The 26,973-nt window shown below is 66.1% G+C and carries 21 protein-coding genes; 11 read left to right on the forward strand and 10 right to left on the reverse strand.

Annotated elements, in window-relative coordinates:
• Positions 1 to 15: 15 nt before the first annotated feature.
• From AEQU_RS02505 to AEQU_RS02525, 5 genes are all read left to right on the forward strand, one after another.
• Complete coding sequence (locus AEQU_RS02505) at positions 16 to 213, forward strand: hypothetical protein (RefSeq protein WP_022739349.1); 198 nt, start codon at positions 16 to 18, stop codon at positions 211 to 213.
• Positions 210 to 5,297: a DEAD/DEAH box helicase gene (locus AEQU_RS02510; RefSeq protein ID WP_022739350.1), complete on the forward strand. Its 5,088-nt coding sequence runs from the start codon at positions 210 to 212 to the stop codon at positions 5,295 to 5,297. Before AEQU_RS02505 ends, AEQU_RS02510 begins: the two co-directional genes overlap by 4 nt.
• A gap of 554 nt (positions 5,298 to 5,851) precedes the next feature.
• Positions 5,852 to 7,429: a helix-turn-helix transcriptional regulator gene (locus AEQU_RS02515; protein ID WP_022739351.1), complete on the forward strand. Its 1,578-nt coding sequence runs from the start codon at positions 5,852 to 5,854 to the stop codon at positions 7,427 to 7,429.
• A 116-nt stretch (positions 7,430 to 7,545) separates the two neighbouring features.
• Positions 7,546 to 7,815 (forward strand): nucleotidyltransferase domain-containing protein, encoded by a 270-nt coding sequence (locus tag AEQU_RS02520; protein ID WP_197536802.1) that lies wholly within the window; start codon positions 7,546 to 7,548, stop codon positions 7,813 to 7,815.
• Positions 7,799 to 8,212, forward strand: a complete 414-nt coding sequence (locus AEQU_RS02525; RefSeq protein WP_022739353.1) for an HI0074 family nucleotidyltransferase substrate-binding subunit — start codon at positions 7,799 to 7,801, stop codon at positions 8,210 to 8,212. Before AEQU_RS02520 ends, AEQU_RS02525 begins: the two co-directional genes overlap by 17 nt.
• A 149-nt stretch (positions 8,213 to 8,361) precedes the next feature.
• Here AEQU_RS02525 and AEQU_RS11715 read toward each other — a convergent pair whose 3' ends face one another.
• From AEQU_RS11715 to AEQU_RS02545, 4 genes are all read right to left on the reverse strand, one after another.
• Positions 8,362 to 8,883 carry an acyl-CoA thioesterase gene (locus AEQU_RS11715; RefSeq protein ID WP_022739354.1) on the reverse strand — a complete coding sequence of 174 codons (522 nt, stop codon included), beginning with the start codon at positions 8,881 to 8,883 and terminating at the stop codon, positions 8,362 to 8,364.
• Between the two features lie 227 nt (positions 8,884 to 9,110).
• Positions 9,111 to 9,422, reverse strand: a complete 312-nt coding sequence (gene rhaM / locus AEQU_RS02535) for an L-rhamnose mutarotase (protein ID WP_022739355.1) — start codon at positions 9,420 to 9,422, stop codon at positions 9,111 to 9,113.
• 168 nt (positions 9,423 to 9,590) lie between these two features.
• Positions 9,591 to 10,277, reverse strand: coding sequence for a LexA family transcriptional regulator (locus AEQU_RS11720; protein WP_022739356.1), 687 nt, complete (start codon positions 10,275 to 10,277; stop codon positions 9,591 to 9,593).
• A 4-nt stretch (positions 10,278 to 10,281) separates the two neighbouring features.
• Positions 10,282 to 11,532 (reverse strand): arginine deiminase, encoded by a 1,251-nt coding sequence (locus tag AEQU_RS02545; RefSeq protein ID WP_022739357.1) that lies wholly within the window; start codon positions 11,530 to 11,532, stop codon positions 10,282 to 10,284.
• 254 nt (positions 11,533 to 11,786) lie between these two features.
• Between AEQU_RS02545 and AEQU_RS02550 the strand changes: the two genes are divergently transcribed.
• The 3 genes from AEQU_RS02550 to argF all read left to right on the forward strand — a co-directional run bounded on the left by AEQU_RS02550 (position 11,787) and on the right by argF (position 15,653).
• The gene (locus tag AEQU_RS02550) at positions 11,787 to 13,217 is read left to right on the forward strand and encodes a YfcC family protein (protein ID WP_022739358.1); all 1,431 of its coding nucleotides are present in this window, start codon (positions 11,787 to 11,789) and stop codon (positions 13,215 to 13,217) included.
• Between the two features lie 27 nt (positions 13,218 to 13,244).
• Positions 13,245 to 14,492, forward strand: coding sequence for an arginine deiminase (locus AEQU_RS02555; RefSeq protein WP_022739359.1), 1,248 nt, complete (start codon positions 13,245 to 13,247; stop codon positions 14,490 to 14,492).
• Between the two features lie 153 nt (positions 14,493 to 14,645).
• Positions 14,646 to 15,653 carry an ornithine carbamoyltransferase gene (argF, locus tag AEQU_RS02560; RefSeq protein WP_022739360.1) on the forward strand — a complete coding sequence of 336 codons (1,008 nt, stop codon included), beginning with the start codon at positions 14,646 to 14,648 and terminating at the stop codon, positions 15,651 to 15,653.
• Between the two features lie 133 nt (positions 15,654 to 15,786).
• Here argF and AEQU_RS02565 read toward each other — a convergent pair whose 3' ends face one another.
• Both AEQU_RS02565 and AEQU_RS02570 read right to left on the reverse strand, forming a co-directional pair.
• Positions 15,787 to 17,100: an ATP-binding protein gene (locus AEQU_RS02565; RefSeq protein WP_022739361.1), complete on the reverse strand. Its 1,314-nt coding sequence runs from the start codon at positions 17,098 to 17,100 to the stop codon at positions 15,787 to 15,789.
• Between the two features lie 218 nt (positions 17,101 to 17,318).
• Entirely contained in the window at positions 17,319 to 18,683 is a 1,365-nt protein-coding gene (locus AEQU_RS02570) for a PFL family protein (RefSeq protein ID WP_022739362.1), read from the reverse strand.
• Positions 18,684 to 18,998: 315 nt separating this feature from the next.
• On the opposite strand from AEQU_RS02570, the gene AEQU_RS02575 reads away from it, so the two are divergent.
• The 3 genes from AEQU_RS02575 (at position 18,999) to AEQU_RS02585 (ending at position 21,090) form a co-directional block, all read left to right on the forward strand.
• Positions 18,999 to 19,394, forward strand: a complete 396-nt coding sequence (locus tag AEQU_RS02575) for a helix-turn-helix domain-containing protein (protein ID WP_022739363.1) — start codon at positions 18,999 to 19,001, stop codon at positions 19,392 to 19,394.
• 178 nt (positions 19,395 to 19,572) lie between these two features.
• On the forward strand, positions 19,573 to 19,785 hold the full coding sequence (locus tag AEQU_RS02580) for a helix-turn-helix domain-containing protein (protein ID WP_041714372.1): 213 nt from the start codon (positions 19,573 to 19,575) through the stop codon (positions 19,783 to 19,785).
• Positions 19,786 to 19,788: 3 nt separating this feature from the next.
• Positions 19,789 to 21,090: a HipA domain-containing protein gene (locus tag AEQU_RS02585; protein ID WP_022739364.1), complete on the forward strand. Its 1,302-nt coding sequence runs from the start codon at positions 19,789 to 19,791 to the stop codon at positions 21,088 to 21,090.
• A gap of 14 nt (positions 21,091 to 21,104) precedes the next feature.
• Here the strand turns inward: AEQU_RS02585 and AEQU_RS02590 are convergent, their stop codons facing one another.
• Genes AEQU_RS02590 through AEQU_RS02605 form a run of 4 tightly spaced genes read right to left on the reverse strand, consistent with a single transcriptional unit; the run spans position 21,105 to position 26,969 of the window.
• Positions 21,105 to 21,518, reverse strand: coding sequence for a hypothetical protein (locus AEQU_RS02590; protein ID WP_022739365.1), 414 nt, complete (start codon positions 21,516 to 21,518; stop codon positions 21,105 to 21,107).
• A gap of 9 nt (positions 21,519 to 21,527) precedes the next feature.
• Entirely contained in the window at positions 21,528 to 24,431 is a 2,904-nt protein-coding gene (locus AEQU_RS02595; RefSeq protein ID WP_041714375.1) for a protein kinase domain-containing protein, read from the reverse strand.
• Positions 24,431 to 26,401 (reverse strand): AAA family ATPase, encoded by a 1,971-nt coding sequence (locus AEQU_RS02600; RefSeq protein WP_022739367.1) that lies wholly within the window; start codon positions 26,399 to 26,401, stop codon positions 24,431 to 24,433. The genes AEQU_RS02595 and AEQU_RS02600 overlap by 1 nt, the downstream gene beginning before the upstream one ends.
• Positions 26,402 to 26,405: 4 nt before the next feature.
• A complete protein-coding gene (locus tag AEQU_RS02605) occupies positions 26,406 to 26,969 on the reverse strand; it encodes a 4Fe-4S single cluster domain-containing protein (protein WP_022739368.1) in 564 nt (187 codons plus the stop codon).
• Positions 26,970 to 26,973: the final 4 nt, after the last annotated feature.

Raw genomic sequence — 26,973 nt, forward strand, 5'->3', positions numbered from 1 at the left:
GGAAGGGGAATGGGAATGGACGATAGCGAGCGCCTCGCGCGGTTCGAGGCGGTGCTGGCCGCTCTGCTGGCAGAGCAGGAGTCGGTGTGCGTGACTCTTGAGGGCTTGCAGGCCCAAGGCAAGACGCGCACGGCCACCTACCAGCAGCTGACGGCGCGCAAGCTGGCGCTGAAATCGATGCTGGGCGCCTTCGAGGAGCAGGGGCTTCTGTGAGTGCGGCGTTGGATGCACGGGGAAGAGCCGTCGCGGGCATAGATGCTGAGAGCGAGGCCGTCGAAGGCTTAGAGGAGAACGGTCTTGAGCTGTTTTCCCGTTCGGTGCACCGCTGGTTCGCCGATGCCTTCGGGGCGCCCACGGCGGTGCAGGCCGAGGCATGGCAGGCTATCGCTCGGGGCGAGAATGCGCTCGTGATAGCGCCGACGGGCTCGGGCAAGACGTTGGCGGCGTTTCTGTGGGCGATCGACGCGCTCATGGGCGAGAAGGCGCGGGTCGCTGAAGCGGGCGAGAAGTGGGTCCGCGGCGTGCGCGTGCTGTACGTGTCGCCCCTGAAGGCCCTCGGCGCCGATGTGGATCGCAACTTGCAGGGGCCGCTTTCGGCTATCTCCGAGCTGGCGGCCGTCGAGAGCGCGCGCCGTGGCGCGAAGGCCCCCGAAATCCGCACGGCCATGCGCACCGGCGACACCCCCGCCGACGAGCGTCGCAAGATCGCTCGTAATCCGCCTGATATTCTCATCACGACACCGGAGTCGCTGTACCTCATGCTCACGTCGGCGGCCCGAGAGGCGCTGCGCACAGTTGAGACGGTCATCGTGGACGAGGTGCACGCCCTGGCCGGCGACAAGCGAGGGGCGCATCTGTCGCTTTCGTTGGAGCGGCTGGACGATTTGCTGGAGGCTCCGGCCCAGCGCATCGGGCTGTCGGCCACGGTGCGCCCGCGCGACGAAGTAGCCCGGTTCCTCGGCGGTGCGCATCCGGTGACCGTGGTGGCCACCGAAGCGCTCCCGAGCCTCGACCTTTCGGTGCGCGTGCCTGTGCGCGACATGACGGCCGTTCCCGCCTTCGGGGGATTTGCCGGCGCCGGCGACGGCACGCGGCAGCGGGGCGCCGGTCCGCGCCGGGCGCCTATCGAGAATGCGTGGAAGTCTGACCGGGCGCTTCGGGCCGTCATGGCCGAGGGCGCCTCGCCCGCGCCGCATCCTGACAGCCGCCTGGGCAGCTCCTCTATCTGGCCTCATATCGAGGCGGCCATTCTGGACGAGGTGCTGGCCCATAAATCCACCATCGTCTTCGTGAACTCGCGCGGTTTGTGCGAGAAGCTGACGGCGCGGCTGAACGAGCTGTACGCGAAGCGCCTCGGTCTGGACGCGCCCCATTCCGAGGTGGCCGGCTTCTGGGCGGCCGCGGGCAGCGGGGAAGCGACGGCTTTCGGCGATGATGCGGTGCGCGGCGTGCCCACGGGCTCCGATGCCATGCGGGGGGCACCGGGGGCGAGCTTCCGTTCCGACATCGGCTCTACCACGGCGTTGGTGACCGAGCCCGCGGTGGTCATCGCGAAGGCCCACCACGGCTCGGTCTCCAAGGAGAAGCGGCTGCAGGTGGAACGGGAGCTGAAGGCAGGAGAGCTGCCCTGCGTGGTGGCCACTTCCAGCTTGGAATTGGGCATCGATATGGGTTCCATCGATTTGGTACTGCAGGTGGCCGCTCCTCCCTCGGTGGCCAGCGGGCTGCAGCGCGTGGGACGGGCGAACCACCAGGTGGGCGGCCGCTCCCAGGGCGTCATCTTCCCGCGCACCCGGGTGGAGGTCATCGATGCCGCCGTCATGGCCGAGGGTATGGAGGCCGGTGCCATCGAGAGCACGCGTCTCGTGCGCAACGCGCTGGACGTGCTGGCCCAGCAGACCGTGGCCACCGTGGCCATGGCGCCGGACGGCCTTCCAGCCGACGATTGGCTTGCCTGCGTGCGGCGGTCGGCCTGCTACGCCGATTTGGGCCGGCGCTCCTTCGAGGGAGTGCTCGATATGCTCGCCGGGCGTTACGGTTCGGGCGAGGTGGCTGAGTTCGCGCCGCGGATCCTGTGGGATCGCGAGACGGGGCTGCTCACGCCGCGTCCCGGTTCGCAGCGCCTGGCCGTAACGGCGGCGGGCACCATTCCCGACCGCGGCATGTTCTCGGTGGTGCTGCCGGAGGGCGACGCCCGGCAGGGCCGCCGACGTGTGGGCGAGCTGGACGAGGAGATGGTGATGGAGTCGCGGGTGGGCGACATCATCGCCCTGGGCACGAGCACCTGGCGCATCAAGGAGATCGGTGCCGACCGGGTTATCGTGGAAGCGGCGCCGGGACGCGCTGCGCGACTGCCCTTCTGGCACGGCGAGGCCATTGGTCGCCCCTACGAGACGGGTCGCGCCCGGGGGGCTCTTGTTCGGGCGCTCGACGGCGGTATTGCGCGCGCTGCCGAGCGGGACGAAGCGCCGAGTGGGGGCTCGGAAGAGGGCGCCATGGCCCCGGCGCTGCGCGATCGCCTGACGGCCGACGGGCTGGACGAGGACGCCCGGCGCAACCTGGCGGCTCTCATAGAGGCCCAGCGTGCCTGTACCGGGGCGGTGCCCACGGATCGGCGGCTCGTGGTGGAGACCTGCCCCGATGAAACGGGCGATATGCGCGTTATTCTGCATTCCCCCTTCGGTCGCCGCGTGCACGAGCCCTGGGCGCTGGCCGTGGCCCATCGCGTTACCACTGCGCTGGGCTTCGACCCGCAGGCGGTGGCCTCTGACGACGGCATCGTGCTGCGCGTGCCCGCCGCCGAGGACGCCCTGCCAGGAAGCGATCTGTTCCGTTTCGATTCCGACGAGCTGGAATCCATCGTGCGCGAACGCGTGGGGTTCACGGCCCTGTTCGCCGCCCGTTTCCGCGAATGCGCGGCCCGGGCCCTGCTCATGTCGCCGACGGCCCCGGGCAAGCGGGCGCCTTTATGGCAGCAGCGTCTCAAGGGCGGACAGCTTTTGGAGGCGGCCCGGCGCGAGGAGGATTTCCCCATCGTTCTGGAGGCCTTGCGCGAGTGTCTGCAGGACGTGTTCGACCTGTCGGCCCTGCGCGAGGTGATGGACGGTCTTGCCTCGGGTTCCATCAAGATGAGCGAAGTTCGCACGGCCGCCCCGTCGCCGTTCGCGGCGCCGCTCGTGTTCGGGTATTTGGGCGAGCACCTCTACGAGGGCGATCTGCCCCATGCCGAGCGGCAGGCGTCGCTTCTGTCCGTGGATCCGACGCTTCTGGGCGAGCTTCTGGGCACCGGTGCTGTGGAAGATATGCTGGATACAGAGGTGGTGGCGCGCACCGTGGCCGAGCTGCAGCGGACGGCCGATGGTTGGAAGGCGCGGGGCGCGGAAGGCGTGGCCGATCTTCTGCGCGAGCTGGGGCCGCTTACGGTGGAGGAGATTGCCGTCCGAACCGAGGGCGGCGAAGTCGCCGTCCTTCTCGCGGACTTGGAAGCCGCCCATCGCGCTTTCTCCGCCGTCATCAGCGGCGAGAAGAGGTGGGCTGCCGCTGATGATGGCCCGCGTTTGAGCGCGGTGCTCGGCATTGTGGCTCCCCTCTGGGCCCAGCGAGAGGGAAAGCTGTCCCGCCCCCTGGACGGACTTGCGGCCCGCTTCGCGCGCACCCACGGGCCTTTCGACAGCGAAGAGGCCGCATGCACCCTGAGGGTCGGCGTGGCGCTTGCGGCCGAGTCGCTGGAACGGCTGGCCGCCGAGGGGCGTCTCGTGCGCTTGGGGCCCGACCGCTGGGCCGACGGCGCCGTGCTCGCCCGCTTGCGCAGCCGATCCCTCGCCCGGGCCCGCGAGGCGGTGCGCCCCATTCCCGCCGACGCCTATGTGCGCTTCTTGCTGGATCGTCAGGACATCGCGCGCGCCGGTGAGCCGACGCTTGCGGGCGTCGACGGGGTAGCCCAGGTCATCGCGCAGTTCGAGGGCGCGGCCCTTCCCATGGAACAGTGGGAGAGAGAGGTGCTGCCCGCGCGCGTGCCCGACTATCGGCCGGCCATGCTGGACGAGCTCATCGCCGCCGGCGAGGTGCTGTGGGCGGCCTCTACTGTGGGGGAGGCGCATCCCATCTCGTTCTTCCCGACGGACTCGCCCCTGGCGCCGCTGCCCGTTGACGCCCAGGCCGGGGTGGCGGAGGCCTCCGCGGCCGAGCCGGGGGAGTTGGAGGATCCTTCGCTGGACGCCATCGTGCGCCACGTGCTGGTCGCCCAAGGGCCGCTCACGTTCCGTGCTTTGACGGATGGCGCCGCGCAGCTCGCCGGGCCCGCGGCACGCACGGATCGCGAGGTGGCCGAGGCGCTGCAGCGGCTCGTGTGGAAGGGGGAGGCGACCAGCGACGGGCTGGGCTTTCCCCGCGCCGGAGGGCTGGCCGCGGCAGCATCGGCGTCCGCAGCCGGCGGCCAGACGCCGCCGCCCTCGCGGCGGCGGGCGAGCAGCCGGCGGGGTCGGTCGCTCCACAGCGAGGCCCGCAGGGCCGCCCGTGCGGCCGTGGTGGGCCGCCAGGTTGCGTCGACCGCCTTCGACGCCGCTCTCGCCGGGCGCTGGTCGGCCTTGGCGCCGAGTGGCCAGAGTTCCACGGTGCAAGCGGTGGCTCTGGTGGAGTCGCTGCTCGACCGCTACGGCGTCGTGACGCGCGACATCGCGCTGGCGGCGGGCGTGCCCGGCGGCCTTTCGATGCTGTACCCGGTGCTCAAGGCCATGGAAGAGGCAGGCGATCTCGCGCGCGGCATGTTCGTGGAGGGCATGGGCCCGGCCCAGTTCGCCCAGCGCGAGACGGTGGAGGCCCTGCGCGCCTTCGCCCAGCCTGCGGACGCATCGGCGCCCGCCCCCCTCGTCGCGCTTCCCGCCGACGACCCGGCATGCCTCTTCGGTGTCGGCATCCCGTGGCCCGAAGTGGCCTGGGAGGCGGCGGGCGAGGCCCCTGCGGCCGATTCCGCCCTCGCGGCCGCGCGGCCGTCCCGCCGCGAGGGAGCGCTTGTGGTCATTGCCGATGGCTCGCCGGTGCTGTGGGCCGCGCCGCGCCTGAAATCGCTGCTGGCGTTTTCTGCCGATGAAAAACTGCTGGAGGCGGCCGTTGCCGCCCTGGTCGCCTCGGTGCGCGCCGCCCTCAAGCGCGAGGGCGCCCCTGCCGCGCGTCGCAAGATCGTCGTCGAGCATTTCAACGGCCGCGATGTTCTGGCCACGCCGGCCGCTTCGTGGCTTCAGGGCGCCGGGCTCGTGCGCCTCCCCGACGGCTTCCGCCTCTATGCGAGCCCGTTCTAAAGCGACCTCGCCGAAAAAAAGAAGGGCCGCTGCGCCTCTCTCCGACGCGGCGGCCCTGCGATTCCGGCTGCGGTCCCCCTGATGATACGCAGCCGTTCCGAGTTAGCACGAGGTAAAGAAAGCGGGCGGCGGCCAGAAAGGAGAACCGCCGCCCCTCGAGTTCCCAGCGCGCTGCGCCGGGTTCCCGCATAGCCCTTGGTGAAGGCGGAGCGGCCTGGTCTCAATGGCCCCAGAAGACCAAGCTGTGGGAGTCCGCCTCCAAGAGGAACGACGTCTACTATAGGGGGCGCGGCCGTCGGGCGCCATCGCCGCTTATAGGTAAGGGCATCGCGCTTTTTAGGTATTGCGGAGCCGCAGCCTGAAAAGACTGCCGGCAGGCGCATTATCACAGGTCGGCCACGAGTTCCCGAATCGTCGGGCGCTATCCTGCGGCGATGCTAGAATCGGCGTTTGGAAGGGAGCGCACCTGTTCGGTGCGCTGTGTCGCACGATTACCCGGCGATGTGCGCGCATCTCGTCTGTGCGCTGGAGCGAAGAAAGGAGGCGGAAAGGCCATGGAAGGTTTTGCGTTGCGCGATGCGGGCGACGAGGCGCGCGCCCCGCTTGCCCTGCGCCCTGTACACCTCGCCCTCGTCGCTTTCGTGGTTACGCTGCCCGCCTATGCGCCGACCATGGGGGCTTTTGCCGAGGCCCCTCAGTTCGAGGCGGTCGCCGACGTGTTTCTGTTCGCGCTGTTTCTCGCTGCCGTTACCTCGTCTGCCGTGGTGCTCCTGCGCGGTTTGCAGCGCCCGCGCAAAGTGTTCTCGCGCGCCCGGGTCACCACCATTGCGGCGGTGGCCTATCTGCTCGGCACGATGGGCGTTCTGGGGCTTCTGTTCGCCCCTGCGCCGCTGCCGGCGGCAGCCGTGGGCGCGGGGCTTTTGGCAGGGGCGGCGCTGCCCCTGCTGGTGGCCGAATGGGCCCGCGCTGTGGCCGTCCCCATCGATCAGGCCCTTGTCCTGTGCGCTTTCGTCGTGCTGACGGCATCCTTCGTCGGTTGGATTCTCGCGCTGCTGCCGCTTTTGGTGCTCGTTCCCGTGTTCTGCCTGCTGCTCGTGGCGGGAGTCGTCGTGCCGCCGGTGGCCGCCCGCGTGGGCGACCCGGCGCTTCCCCTCGCCCGCCCCGCTGACACGATGCGCCGCCTCGTGTCGGTGACCTGGCTGCCTCTTTTGGGGTTCGCCGTGTACGCGTTCATGACCGACGTGATGGCCCATAGCGCCTTCGGCGTCGTGCAGGCGTCGTTTCTCGGTGGAGCCGTTGCGGCGCTCGTGATGTTCGGCGTCTGCTTTTTGTGGGGACGCACGCCCCTGCTGCCCTGGTCCTACCGCATCCTCGTGCCCCTTATGGCGGCGGCGTTCGTGGTGTTGGGCGCGTTTCCCGCGGGCACGTTCCCGCGGGACGCCTCGGTGGTGGCCCTCTACGTGTTCTACATCGTCCTCGCCCTGCTGGGGTGCGCGGTGCTGCTCGCCGTGGTGCGCAATCGCGAGTTGCCGGCAAACGTGGCGTCGGGCTTCGCCTGCGGCGTGGCTGCGGCTGCGGCGCTTTTGGGACAGATTCTCTCCCAAGTGCTCGCGGTGACCGACGACTTCGCCCCGTGGCTTGCGGTACTCACTGGCGCATTTGTGGCGGTGCTCCTGGTGTTTCTCGGCCGCACGTCGTGGAACGAGCTGGTGGCGCCTCGCGAGTCGGCTGCCGCGGAGGAGTCGGTTCTGGCCGCAGGATCGGGTGCTGGCGACGCCGCTGGCGGGGGTACCGCCGGCGCGGCTCGCGGAGAAGAGCCCGAGGGCGCAGGCGCTCCCGATGGCTTTGAGCCCTCCGGCCGCGCCGATGCGCCCGGCGATGCCTTCGAGCTGGCCGAGTCGAGCATGCAAAGCACTCTGGAGGCCCGCTGCGCCGAGGTGGCGGCGGCCCGGGGGCTCTCTCCCCGCGAGACCGAGGTGCTCGTGTTTCTGGCCCGCGGCTTCACGCCGGCCTACATCGCGAAGTCCCTCGTCCTCTCCATCTCGACGGTGCGCACCCACGTCCGCAACATCTACCGCAAGCTCGACGTCAACAAGCGCGAGGAGCTCATCCACCTCATCGACGAGAGGTAGCGCTTCGCCCCTCGTGCGGTGGTCGTTGCTTTGCGTCATTGGCATGCCTTCGGAAAGCCTCGAGAGTCTCATCGTGTACAATGCTCCTTATGGTTGATACGGGGATTAAAGAGAACGTGCTGGAATCCATCCGCGCCGTCGCGCGCCGGTGTGGTGTGTCCCGTGTCGTGCTGTTCGGCTCGCGGGCGCGTGGGGAGCACCGGCCCAAGAGCGACGTCGATCTGGCGGTGTTCGGCGGCGATCAGGTGCGCTTCACCCTGGATGTCGAGGAGGAGGCGCCGACCCTGCTCTCCTTCGATTTCGTGAACATGGACGGTCCGGTTTCCCAGGAGCTGGAGGCCCGCGTGGCGCAGGAAGGCGTGGTGCTCTATGAAGAAGTACGATAACTACGCGGCGCAGCTGGCGGTGCTCGAGCGCGCGAAGGACGAGGATCTCTCCAACGAGTTCGTCATGAGCGGCGTCACGAACAAGTTCGCGCTCCAGTTCGAGTTGGCGTGGAAGCTGCTGAAGGAGACGCTGGCCTACGAGGGCGTTGCCGCTGCGGCATCGGGCTCGCCCCGCGAGATTCTCAAGGCCGCTTTTGCCACCTACGATTTCATCGACGGCGATCTGTGGCTCGAAATGCTGAAGACCCGCAACGACCTCTCGCATATCTACGATGGGGACGCCGCCCGCGCCATGGTCGACCGCATCGTCGAGGCGTATATTCCGGAGTTCAGGGCTCTGAAAGCCGGTTTGGACGAACTCTATGAGGGAGTGCTTTTCGGGGTGCAGGACGAGTAGCGCGCTCCTGTGTGCCGAGCTTATTTAGCTCAAATTGCAAAATGCGGCATTTCACAAAGCCCATTTTTAACAAAATGCAGCAATTCAAAATGTCGATAATCAACAAAATTCGCAATTGAGGCGAGCGGCCAAGTGGTGGAGCTGCTCTATCAAGCCCCTTCAACAATGTCCTCGTATTTGACGTAGAGGTCGGGGAAGGTGCGGCGCAGGCTCACGGGCTTGAAGGTGTCGCGCTCGACGACGCACACGGTGACGAGCGCATCCACGAGCGGCGTCGCGCCCTCGCGCAGCTGGGGCTCGCGACGGCCGAGTGCCGCCGCGCCTTCTGCGTTCGGATCGCCGGCGATCCCGTCGGCCGCCTCGCCTTCCAGAACATCCTCCGCACGGTAGACCTGCTGGCGGTAGACCGTGCGCATCGGCAGGTTCTTCGCGATCGACGTGCGCACGACGCCCGCCTCGCCGTAGCGCAGCGGCGCCTTGTAGTGGATCTCGATGTCGTGGATGGGGCTCATGTAGCCGGCTCCCTCGATGCGCTCCGCATAGGAGAAGTCCAGCGCGTCCAGGAAGTCGATGCGGGCGTCCTCGAAGTACAGCAGGTAGTTCGCGTGGTAGACCACCCCCATCATGTCCGTCTCGCCGTACCGTACCTTGATGGGGGTGTGCACATGCATCTCTTCGCTCGCTTTCGCCGTCTCGCTCGGGTTCCGTCGATCATTATAGTGAAGGCGGCGCGGCAGGGCGTCATTTTGTGCAAAATGGCATGGTTCTCGTAGTTTTAGCTGTGGCGTTATGAGAGGCAGAAAATTGCGACCTGGGGAGATGCCCATGACGAGACAGCTGTCGAAGTCAACGGACTACGAGAAGTAGGCTGTTTTGCACATTTTGGGCTTTTGCCGAATTAGTCCAAATGGAACAGCACGGGCAGGTCGACGGAGACGGGCGAGTTGTCCGGGTTGGTCTCCATGATGTCGGCCATGAAGTCCCACCACTTCCGGTTGATGGCGGTGTCGGCGCCGGCGGCCCACCGCTCGGGATCGTCGATCTCGATGTAGCCGAACAGCGTCAGCGTGTCGGGATCCAGCGCGATGGTGTAGTTGCGGCCGCCGTGCTCGTGGATCATGTCGATCATCTCGGGCCACAGCTCGTTGTGCCGCCGCTCGTACTCCTCTTCCATGCCGGGATACAGCTTCATCTTGAACGTCTTGATCATCGTTTGCTCCTTGGGCGAAGGTAGGTGGACCCGCGTGCTGCGGGCACTTTCTGGTGGCTATGCTAGCGCGTTGCTCCGGGAAAACCGAGGATGCGCTTATCTTGCGACGAAACTGACAAAGTGCAGATCGTGCGCATGGGGGCGATTGCGTGGAGTCGGAAAGCCGGCTCAGAGCGCTTCCGTGTCGTGGCTGGCCTGGAAGAAGACCACCACGCCGATGATGCGCACTCGGCGCTTGTCTAGGATGAGGTCGGGCGAGGGTGCATCGTAGGACCATGAGGAAAGCACGACGGTGTTGTTGCCCGCCGTGTAACGGCGCACGACGATAGTGGCGTTGTCCACCAGAGCCACGACGGTGCACCCGTTGTAGGGCCGGGCCCGCTGGTCGACGAGTAGGAGACTGCCGACGGGATAGAGGCGCGTCATCTCTCGATAGTCCATGCGCACGAAGATGCTGGCCACGTGACGGGCCGCCACGTCGGACGGCGCGCAGGCGTAGCCGGTATGGCGCAGCGTCGTGCCGTTGCCCGAGCGATCCGTCTTGTACATGGGAAGGATCGCATCTCCCGCCCCCTCAGCGGCACCCGTGCCGTCGTTTCGCGTCTCTGGGCCCGGCCAGTTGTCTGCGGTCGGGGCGCTCGGCGCCGTGCCCAGCCCGCGCTCCTCGCTCATGATGTCGTCAGCGCAGACGGCGAAGTCGGCGATCATCTTGTCCAGATGGGTGCGCCGGGGGAAGGTGCGGCCGCTTTCCCAACGGCCCACCGTCTCCTTGGTGACGCCGAGCCTGCCTGCGAAGGCGGTCTGCGACAGTCCCTCCCGCTCGCGCAGGCGCCGTATGTTCTCGCCGATGCTCACAACGCTAGAGATCCTCGCGCACGAGGGGCAAACACAGGCTGTTGGGACCGCCGAACCCGACCGTCATCTCCTGGATAGATACTGGGTGCACGGTCATGCCCGCATCGACGAGCGCCTCGTTGGCGGCGAGATTCTCCGCGCACACGCAGAGGTTGCCGGGCGCAAGGGGCAGGATGCCCGCTGCTCCGTTGCCGTACTCGAAGGCCATAGGGCCGCCGCCGTCGCCGAAGTCGATGAGCCGCACCGGGCCGCCTCCCGTGGCCGCCTCCAGGATACGAGCGAGGCCCTCGCTACAGGGCTCGATGCGCACGCCGCCCCGCCGCCGGGTCCGCCGCAGGCGGTAGACGCGGGGCTCGCGGGCCAGGAGGGGATCCACCACAAAGGTGTCCCCGTCGATGGGAGAGAGGTAGGCGTCCAGATGCAGGCGGTTGCCGCTCTGGGGCACTTCGATCACGTACACATCGGTGACAGACGACCCGTCGCCCCACAGCAGCCCCTGACTCAGACGGTCGATGGCCAGGCTCTCCGTGCGACTCGAGAGCCCGATGGCCACGGCGTGCCCGCTCAAGTTGACGATATCTCCGCCTTCCAGGTGGAAAGAGCTGTCGTGGCCGAACCATTGGGGCGTGTCCGCGAAGCACGGGTGATGCTCCGCGACGGTCTGGAGCAGGTCTACCTCGCGGTTGCGGTCGTGCCAGTACATATGGTTGAGACTGATGCCGCCGCCGATCACGCTTAAGGGATCGCGCGTGAAAAACGCCGTGTTCAGCGGGCTCGAGAGGAAGGTATCGGGATCGAAAGCGCTGTCGGTGAGGGCGGCTAGCGGAAAGCGGTCGGAGGCGTCGAGGTCGGTGTCGCCGTAGCGTATGCCGTTGAAGAGGCGGGTGACGAACTGCTCGGCGTCGGCGGCCTCGGACATGTACCGGGTCGCCGCCTCGGTCAGCTCGGAGCCCTCGATGCGGCAGTTGGCCAGGAAGCGCTCGAGCAGTTCGTCTTTGGCCTCAGGCGCGAAGGCGAGGGTCTCCCCGACCAGCTCAGTCAGCTCGACAACCTCGGCGCCCTCGGCGCGAAGGATCGCCGTGAGGGCATCGTGCTCGTCCTGGGCCCGTGCCAGATCGAAGTCGCTGCTCGTGGGCCGCAAGGGGAAGGCCAGAGCAAATTCCCCGTGAGGGAAGCGCCGCGTCTCTGGGCCCGGCCGGTGGACGAGCACTCGCTTGAGGCGGCCCACTTCGTTGTTCACTCGCACGGTATCCATGGCTGTTTCGCTCCGTTTCTTCTCTCGTTGTCCTTCCAAAGCATAGGGAATTTTCGAGCCTGAGAAAAGGCACTGAGGAAAGAAGGTGACTTTTAACGTCACCTTCTACCGCTCAGGCGGCGGGAAAGGTCACTGCGGGTGCCGCTTCTCCGAGCTGCGTTCCCGCTTGCGATGCGACGGCCGGACGGGAGGTGTCGCCCCGCGATGATGGCCTCGCGAATCCCGCACGCAGCGAGTGAGAAAGGAGAGGTGCAATGAGGGAAAAGGCAAAGCGCACGTTCCAGGTGCCGCATACCTACACGATCATCTTTATCTTGATGATCATCGTGGCGGTCATGACGTGGGTTGTTCCGTCAGGAACGTTCGCGACGACGGAGATCGACGGGCGCGAGGTGACGGTGGCGGGTACCTACGAGCAGATGGACAAGACGTTCGTCGATGGCGAGACGGGCAAGCAGGTCGATCTGCGCCAGGGTCCCGGAGCGGTGCTGGAGGCGCCCATCGCGGGCATCATGGCCGCGGCCGAGGTGGTGGCCTTCGTGTTCATCGTCGGTGGCGCGTTCCAGATCATCACGGCTACCGGCGCCATCGACGCCGGCATGCGCCGGGTAGTGAGGAGGTTCAAGAGCAAGGACATTCTGGTTATCCCCATCGCCATGCTCCTGTTCGCCCTCGGCGGCTCCACCTTCGGCATGGCCGAGGAGACCCTGCCGTTCTTCGCCATATTCCTGCCCATCATGATCGCCATGGGCTTCGATTCGCTCACGGCGTTCATGATCGTGTTCATCGGCGCGAAGGCAGGCTACATCGCCTCGACGGTAAACCCCTTCAGCGTGCTCATCGCCCAGGGCGTCATCGGCATCACGGGCAACCCGCAGCTGTGGCTGCGCGCCATCATGTTCGTGGTGATCGTGGGTCTGTCCATCGGGTGGGTGGTGCTCTATGCCCGCAAGGTGCGCAAGAATCCCGAGTTGTCGCTCACCTTCCACGATGACAAGCAGAAGCGCCTCGATATGGGCGCGGTGGACGACGATGTGCCGTTCACGACCGCCCAGAAGTGGATCCTCGTGGTGTTTCTCGCGGGCATGGCCCTCATCGTGTGGGGGCTCGTGTCCCAGGGCTGGTACATGAGCGAGCTGTCGGCGGTGTTTCTGGCCATGGGCCTTCTGGCCGGCATTATCGCGCGGTTCTCGCAGCAGAAGATTGCCCAGGAGTTCGTGGTGGGCCTGAAGGACTTCGCGTTCTCGGCCATCGTCATCGGCCTGGCCCGCGGCGTGCTCGTCATTGCCGATAACGGCATGATCATCGATACCATTCTGAACGCCATGGCCATGGGGCTCGCCGATGTGGCGCCTGCGGTGTACACCACCATTCTGTACGTGGTGGAGAACCTGCTGACCATCCTGGTGCCGAGCTCTTCCAGCCTGGCGGCGCTCACCATGCCCATCTTCGGGCCCCTGACCGAGTTGGTGGGACTGAATCCCGAGGGTGCTGTCACGGCCCTGTGCCTGGCCGAGCCCATGATGACTATCATCGCGCCCACGAGTGCCATCCTTGTCGCGGGTCTGGCCGTGTGCAAGATCAGCCTAGAACAGTGGTGGAAGACCTGCTGGAAGTGGTGGCTGCTCATGAGCGCGGTCTGCATCGGCTTCACGGCGATATCGGCCATGCTGCCCGTCGCTTAGCTTATACTGAACGAGAAAGGAGAGGTCATGGCGAAAAAACCCATTCACGTGACCAGCGAGATCGGCGATTTGCAGCGCGTGGTGCTGCATCGTCCCGGGCGCGAGCTCGCGAACATGAAGGCCGCGGAGTTCGAGAAGTGCTGGATCCACGACGCCTTCTACCTGGAGTACGCCCAAAAGGAGCACGACGCCTTCGCGAACATTCTGCGCGAGGCCGGCTCCGAGGTGCTCTACATGGAGGAGCTTCTGGCCGAGGCCATGGACGCGAACCCGGTCGCTCGGGCCGCTTTCCTGGACGAATACATGGCCCAGGCTCCCATTCCCGATCCGGCGCTCGTGCCGCTCGTGCGCGAGAAGCTGGACGCCATTGAGGGCAACCGGGAGCTGGTGGCCAAGGCCCTGGCCGGCATGCGCCTGCACGAGCTCGATCTGGCGAGCGGCCCGCGTACGCTGTCGCGCTTGGAGGGCGACGGTCTCGCCCCCGACGACTTCGTGGTGTACTCCATGCCGTCGAGCTACTTCTCTCGCGACCCCATCGCCTCCATCGGTACGGGTGTGGCGCTGCACCGCATGTACTACAACCAGCGCAACCGCGAGGTGCCCTTCTACAAGACCTTCCTCACCTATCATCCCGATTTCGCGGGAACGCCGTTCTGGTACGACAACCATAGCGCGGCTCACATCGAGGGCGGAGACGTGCTCAACATCAACGAGACCACGCTGGCGGTGGGCATTTCCGAGCGCACCGAGGCGGCGGCCATCGACACGCTGGCGCACAACCTGTTCTGGGGCGAGGAGCCCTCGGCCATTGATACGGTGTACGCCATAAGGATTCCCTTCGGCTACGAGACCATGCACCTGGACACGGTGTGCACCCAGATCGACTACGACAAGTTCACGGTGTACCCGGGCATGTACGACGAGCTGCACGCCTACCGCCTGCGCAAGGGCGACAACCCCGGAGAGATCGCCGTGGACGAGCTGGACGGCTCGCTCAAGGAGATCCTGGAGATGGCCACGGGCGTCGATGAAGTCACGCTCATCGAGTGCGGCGGGGGAGACCCGGTAGAAGCGTCTCGCGAGCAATGGAACGACGGCTCCAATACGCTGGCCATCGCACCCGGCAAGGTGTGCGTCTACGAGCGTAACGTCGTGACCAACGACGTGCTCGACCGGGCGGGCATCGAGCTGTGTGTCGTGCCCTCCGAGGAGCTCTCCCGCGGCCGCGGCGGCCCGCGCTGCATGTCCATGCCCTTCGCCCGCGCCGACATCTAGGCGCCCGCTTCGGGACGGTGTGGCCCTGGCCGGCCTCTGTGCCGGTGCTGGTCGGGGCCGTGTTGCGCCCGATTCCCGCGTCGTTACCGGCCAGGCCGCTGGCCGTTTCGGCGACTGTCCCTCACTTCCCCCACTTGAGAAAAAGGTGATCCCATGCCGCTCAATCTTTCTGGAAAGCACTTCCTAACCCTGCTCGATTTCAGTCCCGAAGAGATCCGCTACCTGCTCGATCTGTCCCGCGACTTCAAGAACATGAAGCGCGCCGGTGTGCCCCACCGCTACCTCGAGGGCAAGAACATCGTGCTCCTGTTTGAGAAGACCTCCACGCGCACCCGCTGCGCCTTCGAGGTCGGCGCCATGGATCTCGGCATGGGTGTGACCTACCTCGACCCGGGCAGCTCGCAGATGGGCAAGAAGGAATCCATCGAGGACACCGCCCGCGTGCTCGGTCGCATGTACGACGGCATCGAGTACCGCGGCTTCGAGCAGTCGGTGGTGGAGGATTTGGCCGCCAATGCGGGCGTGCCGGTGTGGAACGGTCTCACGGCCCAGTTCCACCCCACCCAGGCGCTTGCCGATGTCCTCACCATGCAGGAGGAGTTCGGCCCCGACTTGCGCGGCCGCAAGCTGGCGTTCTTCGGCCAGGTGGGCAACACCGCCTCGTCGCTGCTCGTCATCTGCGCCAAGCTCGGCATCGATTTTGTGCAGGTGGGGCCCCAGGCCGACGTGCCCGGGAACCGCACCTATCGTCCGGAGCTGTGGGAGGCCTGCCAGAAGCTCGCGGCCATAAGCGGGGCGACGCTCTCGGTGACCGATGACATCGACGAGGGCATCCGCGGCGTGGATGCGGTGTACACCGACGTGTGGGTCGGCATGGGCCAGCCCGCCGATCTGTGGCGCGATCGCATTGCGCTGCTCGAGCCCTACCGCGTGACCGAGGCCGTGATGGCCAAGGCGAACCCGGATGCCATCTTCATGCACTGCCTGCCCTCGTTCCACGACACGAACACCACCATCGGCGCCGAGATCGCTGAGCAGTTCGGCGTGACCGAGATGGAGGTGGAGGACGTCGTGTTCGAGTCGGACGCCTCCCGCGTGTTCCAAGAGGCCGAGAATCGCATGCACACCATCAAGGCCGTCATGTACGCTACGCTGAGGTAGCGGTCTTTCGACGGCGAACTTTCCTGCGGTGCGGCGGCCTTAACCATGCCGCACCGTTTTCCGTGACGCCGCCCGCCGATCCCCTTGCAGTCGGCGGGCGGTCGGCGCGTCTGGTCTCATATGGGATTGGTGTCTACAAGAGGGCGGCCATGTAGATGGGGAGGTATGTTATGGGGCCTTCTTGCTCCAGGTTTCCTCTATGCAGCACTATCGCCCCTTCCAGTTTGTAGTTCTTTACGCCGAGCAACGCATCAAGCGCCGCGTGGCGCTTCGAGCTCTTGCCCGACTTGACCTCGATGGGCACAACGTATGGGACGCCGGCTGCGTCGATCATGAAATCGACCTCTCCGACCCCTCGCTTGTTGAAGTAGTAAAGCCGCTCATGGCCGTGAGCGCGCAGCTCTTGAGCGACGGCGTTTTCGAACACGGCGCCCAGGTTCATATCCTCCGAGCGAGCCAGCAGCTGCTCGACCGCTGTCGATGGGAAGGTGGCAAACAGCAGCCCAACGTCCGACTGATAGAGCTTGAAGTAGCTTCGTTCCTCGGAGAGCCCCAGAGGAAACGTCGCCTCAGTGGCTCGATGCACGGGAATCACGACGCCGGCGTCGGCAAGCCAATCGAAATCGGAGGCGATTCTGGAGAACCGCTTGCCGTCGGTGGCGCCGCTGATGATAAAGCGCTTACTTTCCTTGTTCAGCTGCGACGGCACAGCATCGAATATGGTCTTGATCTGGCGGGCGCGCACGCGATCCTTCACGTAGCGCGTAATGTCGGCACGATATGTGTCGAGAATACCCCGCTGCCGGGCGCGCATGAGCTGGGTATCGTGAGTGTCTGCGAATACCTGCACGGCCTCGGGCATGCCCCCGATGAGGACGTAGCGCAGCCAAAGGTCGAGGAACATCTCATGCAAGAAGTCCGGCACGGGCTCTCTTGCGGCAAAGCACCCTTTTACGGCATCCCAGAGCGTTGGGTCGGTTCCCTGGGACCAGCAGAACTCTTCGAAGTCGAGCGGGAACATTTCCTCGATGTCGATGGTCCCGACGGGCAGGGATCGGAAGTCGTAGGCCTCGACGCCGAGCATCGAGCCAGAGTAGATGACGTCGAAACGGTCGTCCTCGGCCAGATAGCGCATCCAGGTAATGGCGTCAGCGCACCGTTGGACCTCGTCGAAGAACAGCAGAGTGCTCTCGGGGGCGAGAGGCCGTTCGGCAAGCGCGGTGATGCGCATGATGAGATCGCTGAGGTTCTGGGCTTCGCTGATGACCTCGACCGCTCTCGGCTGCTCGACGAAGTCGATCTTCACCATGGCTTCATAGCGTTCGCGCCCGAACGCCTCGATGCTGCTTGTTTTACCCGTCTGGCGAGCGCCAGTGATGAGAAGGCCTTGATTGGTCTTTGTCGCCTTCCAAGACTCGATCCGTTTTTCGATTTTCCGCTTGAGCATATATGCCTTTCTTGTCGATATACAGGTAGTTTACGACTTAGGTGGCAAAAATGCAAAGTTGAAAAGTTTCGAAATGTCAAAAATGCAAAGTTAGAAAGCCGCGAAATGGCAAAAATGCAGAGTTCTGAAGCCGCAATGGGTGCAGCTGTCTCCAGTTTTTACAAAGAAAAAGTCCCCGTGCTGCGCAACGGGGACTTTGAGGTATGTGAGAGAGGCTGCTAATTCTTCAGCGAGTTCAAAGGTGCGGGCATGCGGCCGCCGCGGTGGGCGAAGACGGTGCCGGCGTAGGGGTTCACGGGCATGACCGGGGCGTAGCCGAGAAGGCCGCCGAAGTCCAGCTGATCGCCCACTTGGCAGCCGATGGCGGGGATGAGGCGCACGGCGGTGGTCTTGTTGTTGATCATGCCGATGGCGCACTCGTCGGCGATGATGCCGAAGATGGCCTCCTGGGTGGTGTCGCCCGGCACGGCGATCATGTCGAGCCCCACGGAGCATACGCAGGTCATGGCCTCCAGCTTCTCGATGGAAAGCGCCCCGTCCTCGGCCGCGCGGATCATGCCGGCGTCCTCGGAGACGGGAATGAAGGCGCCGGACAGGCCACCCACGGACGACGACGCCATGACGCCGCCCTTCTTCACGGCGTCGTTCAGCATGGCGAGCGCCGCCGTGGTGCCGGGGCCGCCGCACTGGCCCACGCCGATGGCTTCCAGGATCTCGGCCACAGAGTCGCCCTCGGCCGGGGTGGGGGCCAGCGACAAATCCAGGATGCCCTGCTGCACGCCGAGGCGGCGCGAGGCCTCCCGGGCCATGAGCTCGCCGGCGCGAGTGATCTTGAAGGCGGTGGCCTTGATGGCCTCGGCCACGGTGGTGATATCGGCCTCCTTGGGCAGGTCGGCGAGCACCGCACGTACCACACCGGGGCCCGACACGCCCACGTTCACCACTTCGTCGGCCTCGCCGGAGCCATGGAAGGCGCCGGCCATGAAGGGGTTGTCCTCCACGGCGTTGCAGAACACGACGAGTTTGCCGGCACCGATGCACTGCTTATCGGCGGTGAGCTCGGCGGCGCGCTTGATGATGCCGGCCATCTTGAAGGCGGCGTCCATGTTGATGCCGGCCCGCGTGCTGCCCACGTTCACCGAGGCGCAGACGCGGTCGGTGGCGGCGAGCGCCGTGGGGATGGAGTCCATGAGCTTGTGGTCGGCCCGGGTGGCGCCTTTGTGCACGAGCGCCGAGAAGCCGCCGACGAAGTCGACGCCCACCTCCTTGCCGGCGCGGTCCATGGCCACGGCCACGGGCGTGAGGTCGTCGGCGGTCACCGCGGCGCAGATCTCCGCGATGGGCGTGACCGAGATGCGCTTGTTCACGATGGGGATGCCGAACTCGCGCTCGAGCTGCTCGGCGGTGGGCACGAGCTTCTCGGCGGCCGAGGTCATGCGGTCGTAAACCTTCGAGGCCAGCTTGTCCACGTCGGCATCGACGCAGCCGCGCAGGTTGATGCCCAACGTGATAGTGCGGATGTCCAAGTTCTGCTTGGACACCATGGCCAAGGTCTCGGCAACTTCGGCAGGGGTGATCTGCATGGCGGCTCCTCGCTCGCGACGGTCGGCAGGGCGCGGGTTCGCGCTCCGGTAATTGTTCCGGCTCAGTCTACCAAATCATGGTCGCCCCCGCCGCTGTATGGGTGCGGACGGGCCAGATTGTCTGTGACCATTCGCAATGTCAGGTTCGAGGGGACTGGCATCGGCTTTTTGCCGCCAGGGCATCCCTGTTACACCGATTCGCACCAAGGGCAACCTATAAGTGCGCAATAGTTGCTGGTGCTCTGCCGCCTCCGTGCTAGGATGAATTCATCAAGGTGATTCTGAGAAGGCGAAAGGCGAGAAAGCGAGGCGAAAATGGTGGTCATGGGGTTAGGGCTTCCCGAAGTTGTTATGGTGCTGGCGGTAATCGCCATCAAGGTGATTCCCTATATCCTTTTCGCCGTTCTGGTTGCGCTGGTTGTGAGATACCTGAACGCACGACCTCGGCGAGATCGCGAAAAGAAGACCGCGCATTCTTTGGGCGAGGTACTGGCGGAGGAGCGCCGACGCTGTGGCATGACGCAGGAGTTCGTGGCCCACGAACTCGGCGTGAGCCGCCAGGCGGTTTCGAAATGGGAGAAGGGAACGAGCGATCCGTCCACCCACAACCTCATCGCCCTTGCCGAGCTGTACGGCGTCGACGCGGCCACCCTCATCAAGTCGGTCGAGCGCGACGGCAGCAGAGCGGCCAGCGCTTCCTCGGAGGGCTAGGCATCGGCGGCTAGTCGATTGCGCAGGTCGCGGTGCTGATCGCAGACGCAGAGGGCAGTCTTTGTCGCGATCGCGATAATCGTGGAGGAATTTCTGCAGATTATCGCGATCGCGATATTTTTCTTTTCTGCCTGTGCTATTATCGCGATCGCGATAATGATTGAAGGCAGGTGAGGACATGGCCATTCGGAGCGCGCGGGACTTCGGAGCAGCGATTCGCGATCGTCGCAAGCAACTTGGATACACGCAAGGAGAGCTCGCCGAGATGTGCGACGTGGGAACAATGTTCGTCTCTCAATTGGAGAACGGAAAGCCGACGGCCCAGCTGGACAAGGCGATTCGCGTGGCGAATATGGTCGGACTCAACATCGTTTTGCAAGAGAGGAGGTAGACCATGCGCATGAAGGTGTGGAGCGAAATATCGGGCGAACGCCATCTCGTCGGGACGCTGGAGACGATTCCCGGACGGGAAGAGCAGTTCTCTTATGCTGAGTCCTATCTTGAAAGCGAGGTCGCCCAGCCTCTCTCTGTGCGGCTGCCTCTTCGGGAAGAGCCCTTTCCGGTTCGCCAAACCCGAGCGTTCTTCCGCAATCTCCTTCCGGAAGGGGGCGCGCTTGCCGCTGTGGCGAAAACGCTGGAGGTGAAGAGCTCATCGTACCTCAAAGTGCTGGACGCTCTCGGCAGCGAGTGCATCGGCGCCCTTATTTTGGAAAGCGACAACGGTTCGGACGACGCCCTCTATGGCTATGATCCGCTTTCGCGGGAAGAGCTGGGCCGTGCGTTCGAGGCGGGTGCGGAGGGCGTTGCCAAGCTGCAAGAGGAAGCCAAGCTCTCATTGGCGGGTGCCCAGTCGAAGATGGGTCTGTACGTGGATCGGTCATCGGGGTCTCTTTCGCAGTATTTTCTACCGCAGGGAACTGCCGCCTCGACGCACATCGTGAAGGCGGCGAATCGGCGGTTCGAGCAGTTGAGCGAGAACGAGTACTACTGCCTGCGTCTGGCCGAGGCCGCGGGACTTTCTGTGCCCGAGTGCTACCTCGACACCATCGGAGATCAACCGCTCTTCGTCATTGAGCGTTTCGATCGCATGGTGCTTCCCGAAGATGATCGGCGAGCTGGTGGCGGAGTGCGGCGGGTTCAACGGCTTCACCAGGAGGATTTTTGCCAAGTGCTCAGCCTCCTGCCGGAGCGCAAGTACGAGAAGGGGGGCGTGCGCTATGCGAAGAAGGTGCGGGATGTGCTTTACGAGTGCTCTTCGGATCCGGTGCGCGATATCGAGGCGTTCGTGCGCCTGCTGGTGGTGAACGCCGTTCTCGGAAATTGCGACGGGCACCTCAAGAACCTCACCGTGCTTCGGGGCGTCGACTGGTCGTCGTTTGCATTGGCGCCTGTATACGACATCGTCTCGACGGTGGTGTACGGGGGCCTCGATCGCCATATGGCCATGCGCATCGGGTCGACCAGCAAGATCGATGAGGTTGGCCGGGACGATTTTCTCGCTTTGGCGAAGGAGCTAGACGTTTCGCCGCGCATGGTGAACCGGCTCATTGAGGGGGTCTGCGAAGGTGTCGGCGGGGCAGCGTCCGATGTGCTGCGCGATACGGAAGACGCTCTGGGAGCCCCCCTTTCGAAGTTGCGAGATATCGAGGTGTTCGCACGGGCGCAGATTGATCGGCTGGGCATAAAGGGCGCGTAACGAGGGCGAATCTCCTAAGACTCCTTTTCGCTCTGCTCGGCCTCCGCTTGCTCGGCTTCTGCGGCTTCGATGGCCGCTTCTTGGGCCGCGAGCTTCTCCAGTTCGGCGAGGAACTGGTCGGCTTCGGGGGCGTAGCTCAGGTGCTCGGGGCGGGGGAGCGACCCGGCGGCGAAATCGCCCAGAGGGCCGCCGAAGCAGTCGTCCCAGTAGGCCTCGCCGAGCAGGTCGGCGGGAACGTCGGGCTCCAGTTCGATGAACGAGCACACCCAGCCCGGCACCGGTGTGAGGTTGAGCAGCAGCACAAGTGCCACGAGGGCGGCGAGGGTGGCGAGGATCTGCAGGTTCTGGCGACGGCGCACCAGGGCGGCCAGGGAAGCGGCAGAGCTTACGTCGGAGGTTTCGGTGGGTTCGGGGGTGTCGTTGCTCATGGGGCGCTCCTAGCGGCGGAAAAGGGAGAAGATGAAGTATAGGACGACGATGAAGATGCCGATGGTGCCTGCGAATAGGACGAGGAAGGGGATGACGCAGGCGATGGTCAGAAGCGTCAGCGTGACCATGGTGGGATGCTCGCGCCGCGCGATGGCGATGGCGGCGAAGGAGAGGGCGGCCAGGCCGCAGTAGGCGATGCCCCAGATGAGCTGGTCCTGCAGGAAGTCCCAACCGGTCTCGCTGGCGAGATCCGCCCAAGCATCATAACCCAGCCCCGAGGCGGTGACGATGGTGACACCGGCCGCCGCGATGAGCGCCCCGCCCCAGAAAAGCCCCTTGGAAAGGATCGTGGCGGTGGCCTCGGGGTGCCGGCGCGCCCGGGTCTTCGCGATGAAGGCGCTCGTGTCGCGGGCCACCGGTATCGGGCCTTCTTCGCTGCTGGTGATCCAGCAGGCGGCCTCGCCGCCGCCCTGCGCAATGCGGGCCGCCTCCTTGCGCAGGGCCGTGGCGCGCCGGCGCGTCTGCCCGCGGGTGCGCACGCCGCGGATGGCGAAGGCGGCGCTGGCGAACTTGGGGGCGAGCACCGTGGCGGTCGCCGCCAGAAAACCGAGGAGCGCCGCTCCGGTGAAGGTGGCCGTGGGCACTGCCGAGATGTCCCAGAGCGCGTCCGGGTACACCGAGCCTTCCCCCATGCCGGTGGGGGAGACGAGCACTGTGGCCGCCGTGGCGAGTGGCTCGCCGGCGTTCACGACGCCGTTCCGCCAGCTTCCGAAGGTGAAGCGGGGCGTGACAAAGCACACCAGAAGGACGAAGGCGACCGCGAGGACGAGCCGCCCGAAGAAGGCGGGCTTGGAAAGGCCGTCCACGGGGGCGTGCTTGCCCTCGGCATCGGCCAGCGCATCTATCTGGGAGGCGGCCTCTTCCAGGGCCGCGGCGGCATCCTCGGCAAGGGCATCGCGGCGGGCACCGCACAGATGCTTGCGGGCCTCGGCCACGGCGGCCTTATCGGCAGCGGAGGCTTCCATGAGCTCGGTGATGAAGCCGCGGGGCACCGGGCGATCGAACAGCTCGGCAGTGAAGTAGCCGGCAGCGGTGGCGGGCACCACCGTCTCACTTTCGCGGACGATGCCGAAGTGGTGGATGTGCGGGCTCGCCTCGGTGTGTGCGGCCATATCGTCGGCGTGCTGAACCAGACGCGTGCGTGCCTCCACGGTTTTAGCCAGGGGCGCCGAGTTGTCCACGGTCGCGGCGCCCACGGCCCGGATGAGTCTGTCTCCGGCGCCGGTACGCCCGTGGTAGGCCTTCAGGTTCCGCTGCACCCAGAACGCCCAGCCGTCGCTTCCGTAGCGGACGGCGAAGGCGCGCATGGTCCTTTTGTCGGCCGCCGTGGCCTCGAGCACTGCCAGCACGCGGTCCACCTTCTCGCCCAGATTCGCGTCCTCGTGTTCGCGCAGCCATTGCAGCCCGGCGCGGGCCGGCCCCGGAAAGCCGGCCACGGCCACGATGCCCAGAAGGTCGCGCACTGCCTCCTCGTTGGCGATAAGGTGGTAGAAGCCAAGCGGCGTGGCGGCGGCCCGCGCGAAGAGGGCGTCCACGGCCTCGGCCCCGGGCACGACGGCTTCCCCCTTCCAGAAGACTGCGCTACGGGTCGGGTCGATGAGCGAGAGCGCGCGGGAGAGCCCCAGATCCTCGTCGCCGTCCTCGTCGTCGGGCAGCGTGTCCGGGTCGCGGTCGGTGATGTCGTTCAAGGCCACGGCCAGGTCGGTCTCGCCGAGTTTGCGGAAATAGTCCTCCAGCCCGTGGGTGTACAGGTGGCGCTTCGCCTTCTCCCAATTGCTTGCGAGCGCCGTGACCAGGGTGGCACGGCTCTCGTATACTTCGCCTTCGAACTGGTAGCCCGCCGGCCCCGCCATGGCGGCGGCGTCCAGCGGGTCGCGGTAGCGGAACGCATCCGGGTCGGCCAGCCAGCGCTGGATGTCGTCGTAGCCGAGGCGCCCTTGTGAATGGGCGTAGGTGAGCCCGTAGATAAGTTGCCCCAAGGTCTCGTGCTCGGGCGCGCGGGCCTCGAAGGGCACGGGGCGCCCTCCGGCGAGCACCGCCGACAAGTCGTCGCCGTCGATGAGCGTCTGGTGGGGGTGGCGGCCGCCGTTGTACAGCGTCCAAATGGTGTAGCCGAGCGCGTACCAGTCGTTCTCGCGCTGCACCACCGAGGAATGGGGCGAGTAGCCCGGCGTGCGGCGGTCCACCTTGGTGGCGCCGGTGTCGCGGCCGGCCTCTAGCACCGAGGAGATGCCGAAGTCGCCGAGCACCACTTCGCCTTCCAAAAGGTAGAGGTTCTTCGGCTTCACATCGCGGTGCACGATGCCCTCGTCGTGCAGAAGGTGCAGCGCGCGGGCGGCCTGCGGAATGACGGTGTCGCGCAGCTCTTCGAAGGAGGCGCCGGCGCGGGCGAAGGCATCGTCGCAAAGGGGCATGACGGCCACGTCGTAGGTGGACTCGCCGAGCCCCGGCACGCTATCGTTGATCTGGCCCGTGGCGTACATCGGCATGAGGTGCGTCTCATGGAAATGCTTCTCGCCCAGGGGATGGTCGGCCATGAGGCGGCGCAGGTAGGCGAGCACCGTCCGGCGCGCCAGTCGGTCGCGCACGGCATGGGGCTGGTAGGCGATCTTCGCGGCGAAGAGGCGGCCCTCCTCGTCGGTGGCGGCAACGACGGTGCCCTGGCCGCCCGCGCCGATGACGTCGGCGGTGTGCAGGGTGAAGGGGCGGTCGCCGTCGCCCTGGAAGGGCAGGTCGGCGCCGGAGAGGACGGGGGCCGTGGAGTCGATGTCCACCAGGGTGGGGGCGCTGTCCACGATGGTGGGCGCCACGTCTCGCCGCGGCTCTCGCGAGATGTTCGCGCTCGCGGCCATCAGCGGCTCCAGGGGTTGCGGGGCGCGGCGTCGGCCCCCTCGTCGGCCCGGCGGAACGCGACACCTTCGGTGCCGGCGACGGCCTCCACGACTTCGCCCGCTTCCACGTTCTCGTCGAAGATGAAGGTAGAAAGTGGGTTGAGGTACGCATCCTCCACCAAGTTGCCGATGCCGCGGCCACCGTTCTCGCGCACCTCGGGGGCCAGTGCGCGCTCGGCCAGAAGATCGAGCACGGCTTGGGCGGCGGCGACGCTAATGCCGCAGCGGTTCCGCACGTTCCCGTTGATCTTCCGGATCTGCGATTCCAGAATGAGGCGCGAGGCCTCCGGCGAGATGTAGTCGAACACGACGATGTTGTCGCCGATGCGGTTTAAGACCTCGGGCTTGAAGTGCGTGGCCATGGCTTGCTGGACTCGGGCGCAAATGACGTCGTAGGGCTCGTCGGGTTGCACGATGTTGCGGCGGCCGATGGTGCGTCCGTGCTCGTCGAGTAGCTCTTCGGAGATGCCGACGTTGCTCGTGAAGAAGATGAGAGTCTCGCCGAAGTACACCGTCTGGCCCTGGCCGTCGGTCATGCGGCCGTCCTCCAAGATTTGCAGGAACTTGTCCATGATGGAGGGGTGGGCCTTCTCTACCTCGTCGAACAGAAGCACCGAGAAGGGGTTGGCGCGCACGGCGTTGGTGAGCTGGCCGCCGGCCTCGTAGCCCACGTACCCCGGCGGGGCGCCGAAGAGCTTCTGGTCGGAGGCGTCGGCGGCGTACTCGGACATGTCGAAGCGCAGGTAGCTGCGCTCGTCGCCGAACAGAAGCTCGGTGACCGCCTTCACGATCTCCGTCTTGCCCGTGCCCGTGGGGCCGGCCAGGAAGAGCACGCCTTTGGGCTTGGTGCCCGAGGAATGCTGCATGCCGGAAAAGCCCAGCACCGAGCGCTTGAGTACTGAGACGATCTTGGCGATGGCGGGCTCCTGGCCCTTCACGCGGCGGCGCAGGACGGCCGCGGGGTCGTCGCGCAGCTTGTCCATCATGGCGCTCCAGCGGTTCTCGCGGATGCCGTACTTGTAGAGATCCACCAGTTCCGTGACGTTTTCCGGCGCGGTGCCGCCGCGGGCGTAGAGGCGCCGCAGCTCGTCAAGCTCCGTGAGCAGCATACGGTCGGTGGTGTCGACGAGCTTCTCGCGGGGACGGGCGAGCTCGGGCGCGGCCAGGTCGGGGAAAGCGAGGCTCAGGTAGGCCTCGCGTGCCGGCCGATCGGGGTTGGGCAGGGTGATGACGCGCACGTCCGGGTTGCCGCGCAGAAGCCAGGAGGGCAGGTCGGTGGCCTTGTTGGCGATAAGCACGAGGGTGTTCGCATGCTCGCCGTCGCTGCGGATGGCGTCCTTCGCACCGAGGAGCAGGTTCATGAACACGGCGTTCTCCTCGGGGGTGAGGTCCTCCGGCGAGGAGGCGAGCCGGCTCGCGAAGTCGAACACGCAGGCGACCGAATGGGGGCGAGCGCTTTCGGGAGCGGCGGTCTTTTCCGTATCGCCTTGGGCGCAGCGTTTCGGGTGTGGGGCCGAAGGATCTTCCGTAAGCCGCCGCGAGAGGGCGGCGCGCACGAGCAGGGAGTCGTGGACGAGGCGATTGGCGGCGAAGGGCTGCTGGCGGCTCGCCGGGTCGGCGCCGGGGTTCAAGGCGTCGGCCTCGGCGGTGAGGCGTTCCGCCTCGCGCTGGGCCGCCTGGGCGAGCGCGCGCACCTCGCCGGTGCCGAGGGGGTCGTGCACGCCCCGCAGCGGATCCACGTAGAGGAACCGGTAGGGACGTGCGCCGTCCGGTGCGGCGAACAGCTCCGGCAGGATATGGGCGAGGGGCAGGAACTGGGTCGCGCCTTCCGCTTCCCACGGGTAAAGGTCGGCCACGTTGCCCTCCAGGACGAAGAGCGGCTTGATGCCGATGAAGTTCTCCAGCTCGCGCTGCCAGGTGGGTGTGCTCACAGGACTACTCCTTCTCGTGGGTCTCGAGGGGCCGGCCGTGGATGCCGATGGATAGCGCCCGGCCGTCGAACACCGCGTTCTGCACCGAGCGCGGTTTCTGCATTTCCTCATGATACAGGGTTTCCAGGGCCGGGTTCAGCACGATGATCCGCTGGTTGGCTGAACCGCGCAGTCCGCAGACGCCGTCATTTTCCGCCTCGAGGTAGGGTCCGTCGACGAGCACGTCGATTTCCCGAGGGAGGGGCGGCAGCTCCTCGAAGAGGTAGCCGGTGTAGACGAGGATGTCGTCGAAGGCAGGGCGGATGGCCGCGAGCACCGAGGCGAGGTCGTCGGCCTGTTCCAGCGGGTCGCCGCCAGTGAAGGTGATACGGTGGGTGCCCGTGCGGGCGGCCAGTTCGTTCAGGATTGTGGCGAGGCGCGCGGGCGAGATGGCGGCGTCGGCGCGCGCCTCCCACAGCTCGGGGTTGGCGCAGCCGGGGCAGCGCTTCGTGCAGCCGCAGGTCCACACGACGACGCGTTCGCCGGGACCCAAGGTGGTGACAGGGAAGTAGAGGCGGTCGACGAGCATGGCG

This window comes from Adlercreutzia equolifaciens DSM 19450, assembly GCF_000478885.1.
Lineage (GTDB): Bacteria > Actinomycetota > Coriobacteriia > Coriobacteriales > Eggerthellaceae > Adlercreutzia > Adlercreutzia equolifaciens.

Excerpts from the sequence above, each read along its gene's own strand:
- AEQU_RS02505 (WP_022739349.1), top strand. The coding sequence starts at position 16 with ATGGACGATAGCGAGCGCCTCGCGCGGTTCGAGGCGGTGCTGGCCGCT.
- AEQU_RS02515 (WP_022739351.1), top strand. The coding sequence starts at position 5,852 with ATGGAAGGTTTTGCGTTGCGCGATGCGGGCGACGAGGCGCGCGCCCCG.
- AEQU_RS02525 (WP_022739353.1), top strand. The coding sequence starts at position 7,799 with ATGAAGAAGTACGATAACTACGCGGCGCAGCTGGCGGTGCTCGAGCGC.
- AEQU_RS11715 (WP_022739354.1), bottom strand. The coding sequence starts at position 8,883 with ATGCATGTGCACACCCCCATCAAGGTACGGTACGGCGAGACGGACATG.
- rhaM (WP_022739355.1), bottom strand. The coding sequence starts at position 9,422 with ATGATCAAGACGTTCAAGATGAAGCTGTATCCCGGCATGGAAGAGGAG.
- AEQU_RS02545 (WP_022739357.1), bottom strand. The coding sequence starts at position 11,532 with ATGGATACCGTGCGAGTGAACAACGAAGTGGGCCGCCTCAAGCGAGTG.
- AEQU_RS02550 (WP_022739358.1), top strand. The coding sequence starts at position 11,787 with ATGAGGGAAAAGGCAAAGCGCACGTTCCAGGTGCCGCATACCTACACG.
- AEQU_RS02555 (WP_022739359.1), top strand. The coding sequence starts at position 13,245 with ATGGCGAAAAAACCCATTCACGTGACCAGCGAGATCGGCGATTTGCAG.
- argF (WP_022739360.1), top strand. The coding sequence starts at position 14,646 with ATGCCGCTCAATCTTTCTGGAAAGCACTTCCTAACCCTGCTCGATTTC.
- AEQU_RS02565 (WP_022739361.1), bottom strand. The coding sequence starts at position 17,100 with ATGCTCAAGCGGAAAATCGAAAAACGGATCGAGTCTTGGAAGGCGACA.
- AEQU_RS02570 (WP_022739362.1), bottom strand. The coding sequence starts at position 18,683 with ATGCAGATCACCCCTGCCGAAGTTGCCGAGACCTTGGCCATGGTGTCC.
- AEQU_RS02575 (WP_022739363.1), top strand. The coding sequence starts at position 18,999 with ATGGTGGTCATGGGGTTAGGGCTTCCCGAAGTTGTTATGGTGCTGGCG.
- AEQU_RS02580 (WP_041714372.1), top strand. The coding sequence starts at position 19,573 with ATGGCCATTCGGAGCGCGCGGGACTTCGGAGCAGCGATTCGCGATCGT.
- AEQU_RS02585 (WP_022739364.1), top strand. The coding sequence starts at position 19,789 with ATGCGCATGAAGGTGTGGAGCGAAATATCGGGCGAACGCCATCTCGTC.
- AEQU_RS02590 (WP_022739365.1), bottom strand. The coding sequence starts at position 21,518 with ATGAGCAACGACACCCCCGAACCCACCGAAACCTCCGACGTAAGCTCT.
- AEQU_RS02595 (WP_041714375.1), bottom strand. The coding sequence starts at position 24,431 with ATGGCCGCGAGCGCGAACATCTCGCGAGAGCCGCGGCGAGACGTGGCG.
- AEQU_RS02605 (WP_022739368.1), bottom strand. The coding sequence starts at position 26,969 with ATGCTCGTCGACCGCCTCTACTTCCCTGTCACCACCTTGGGTCCCGGC.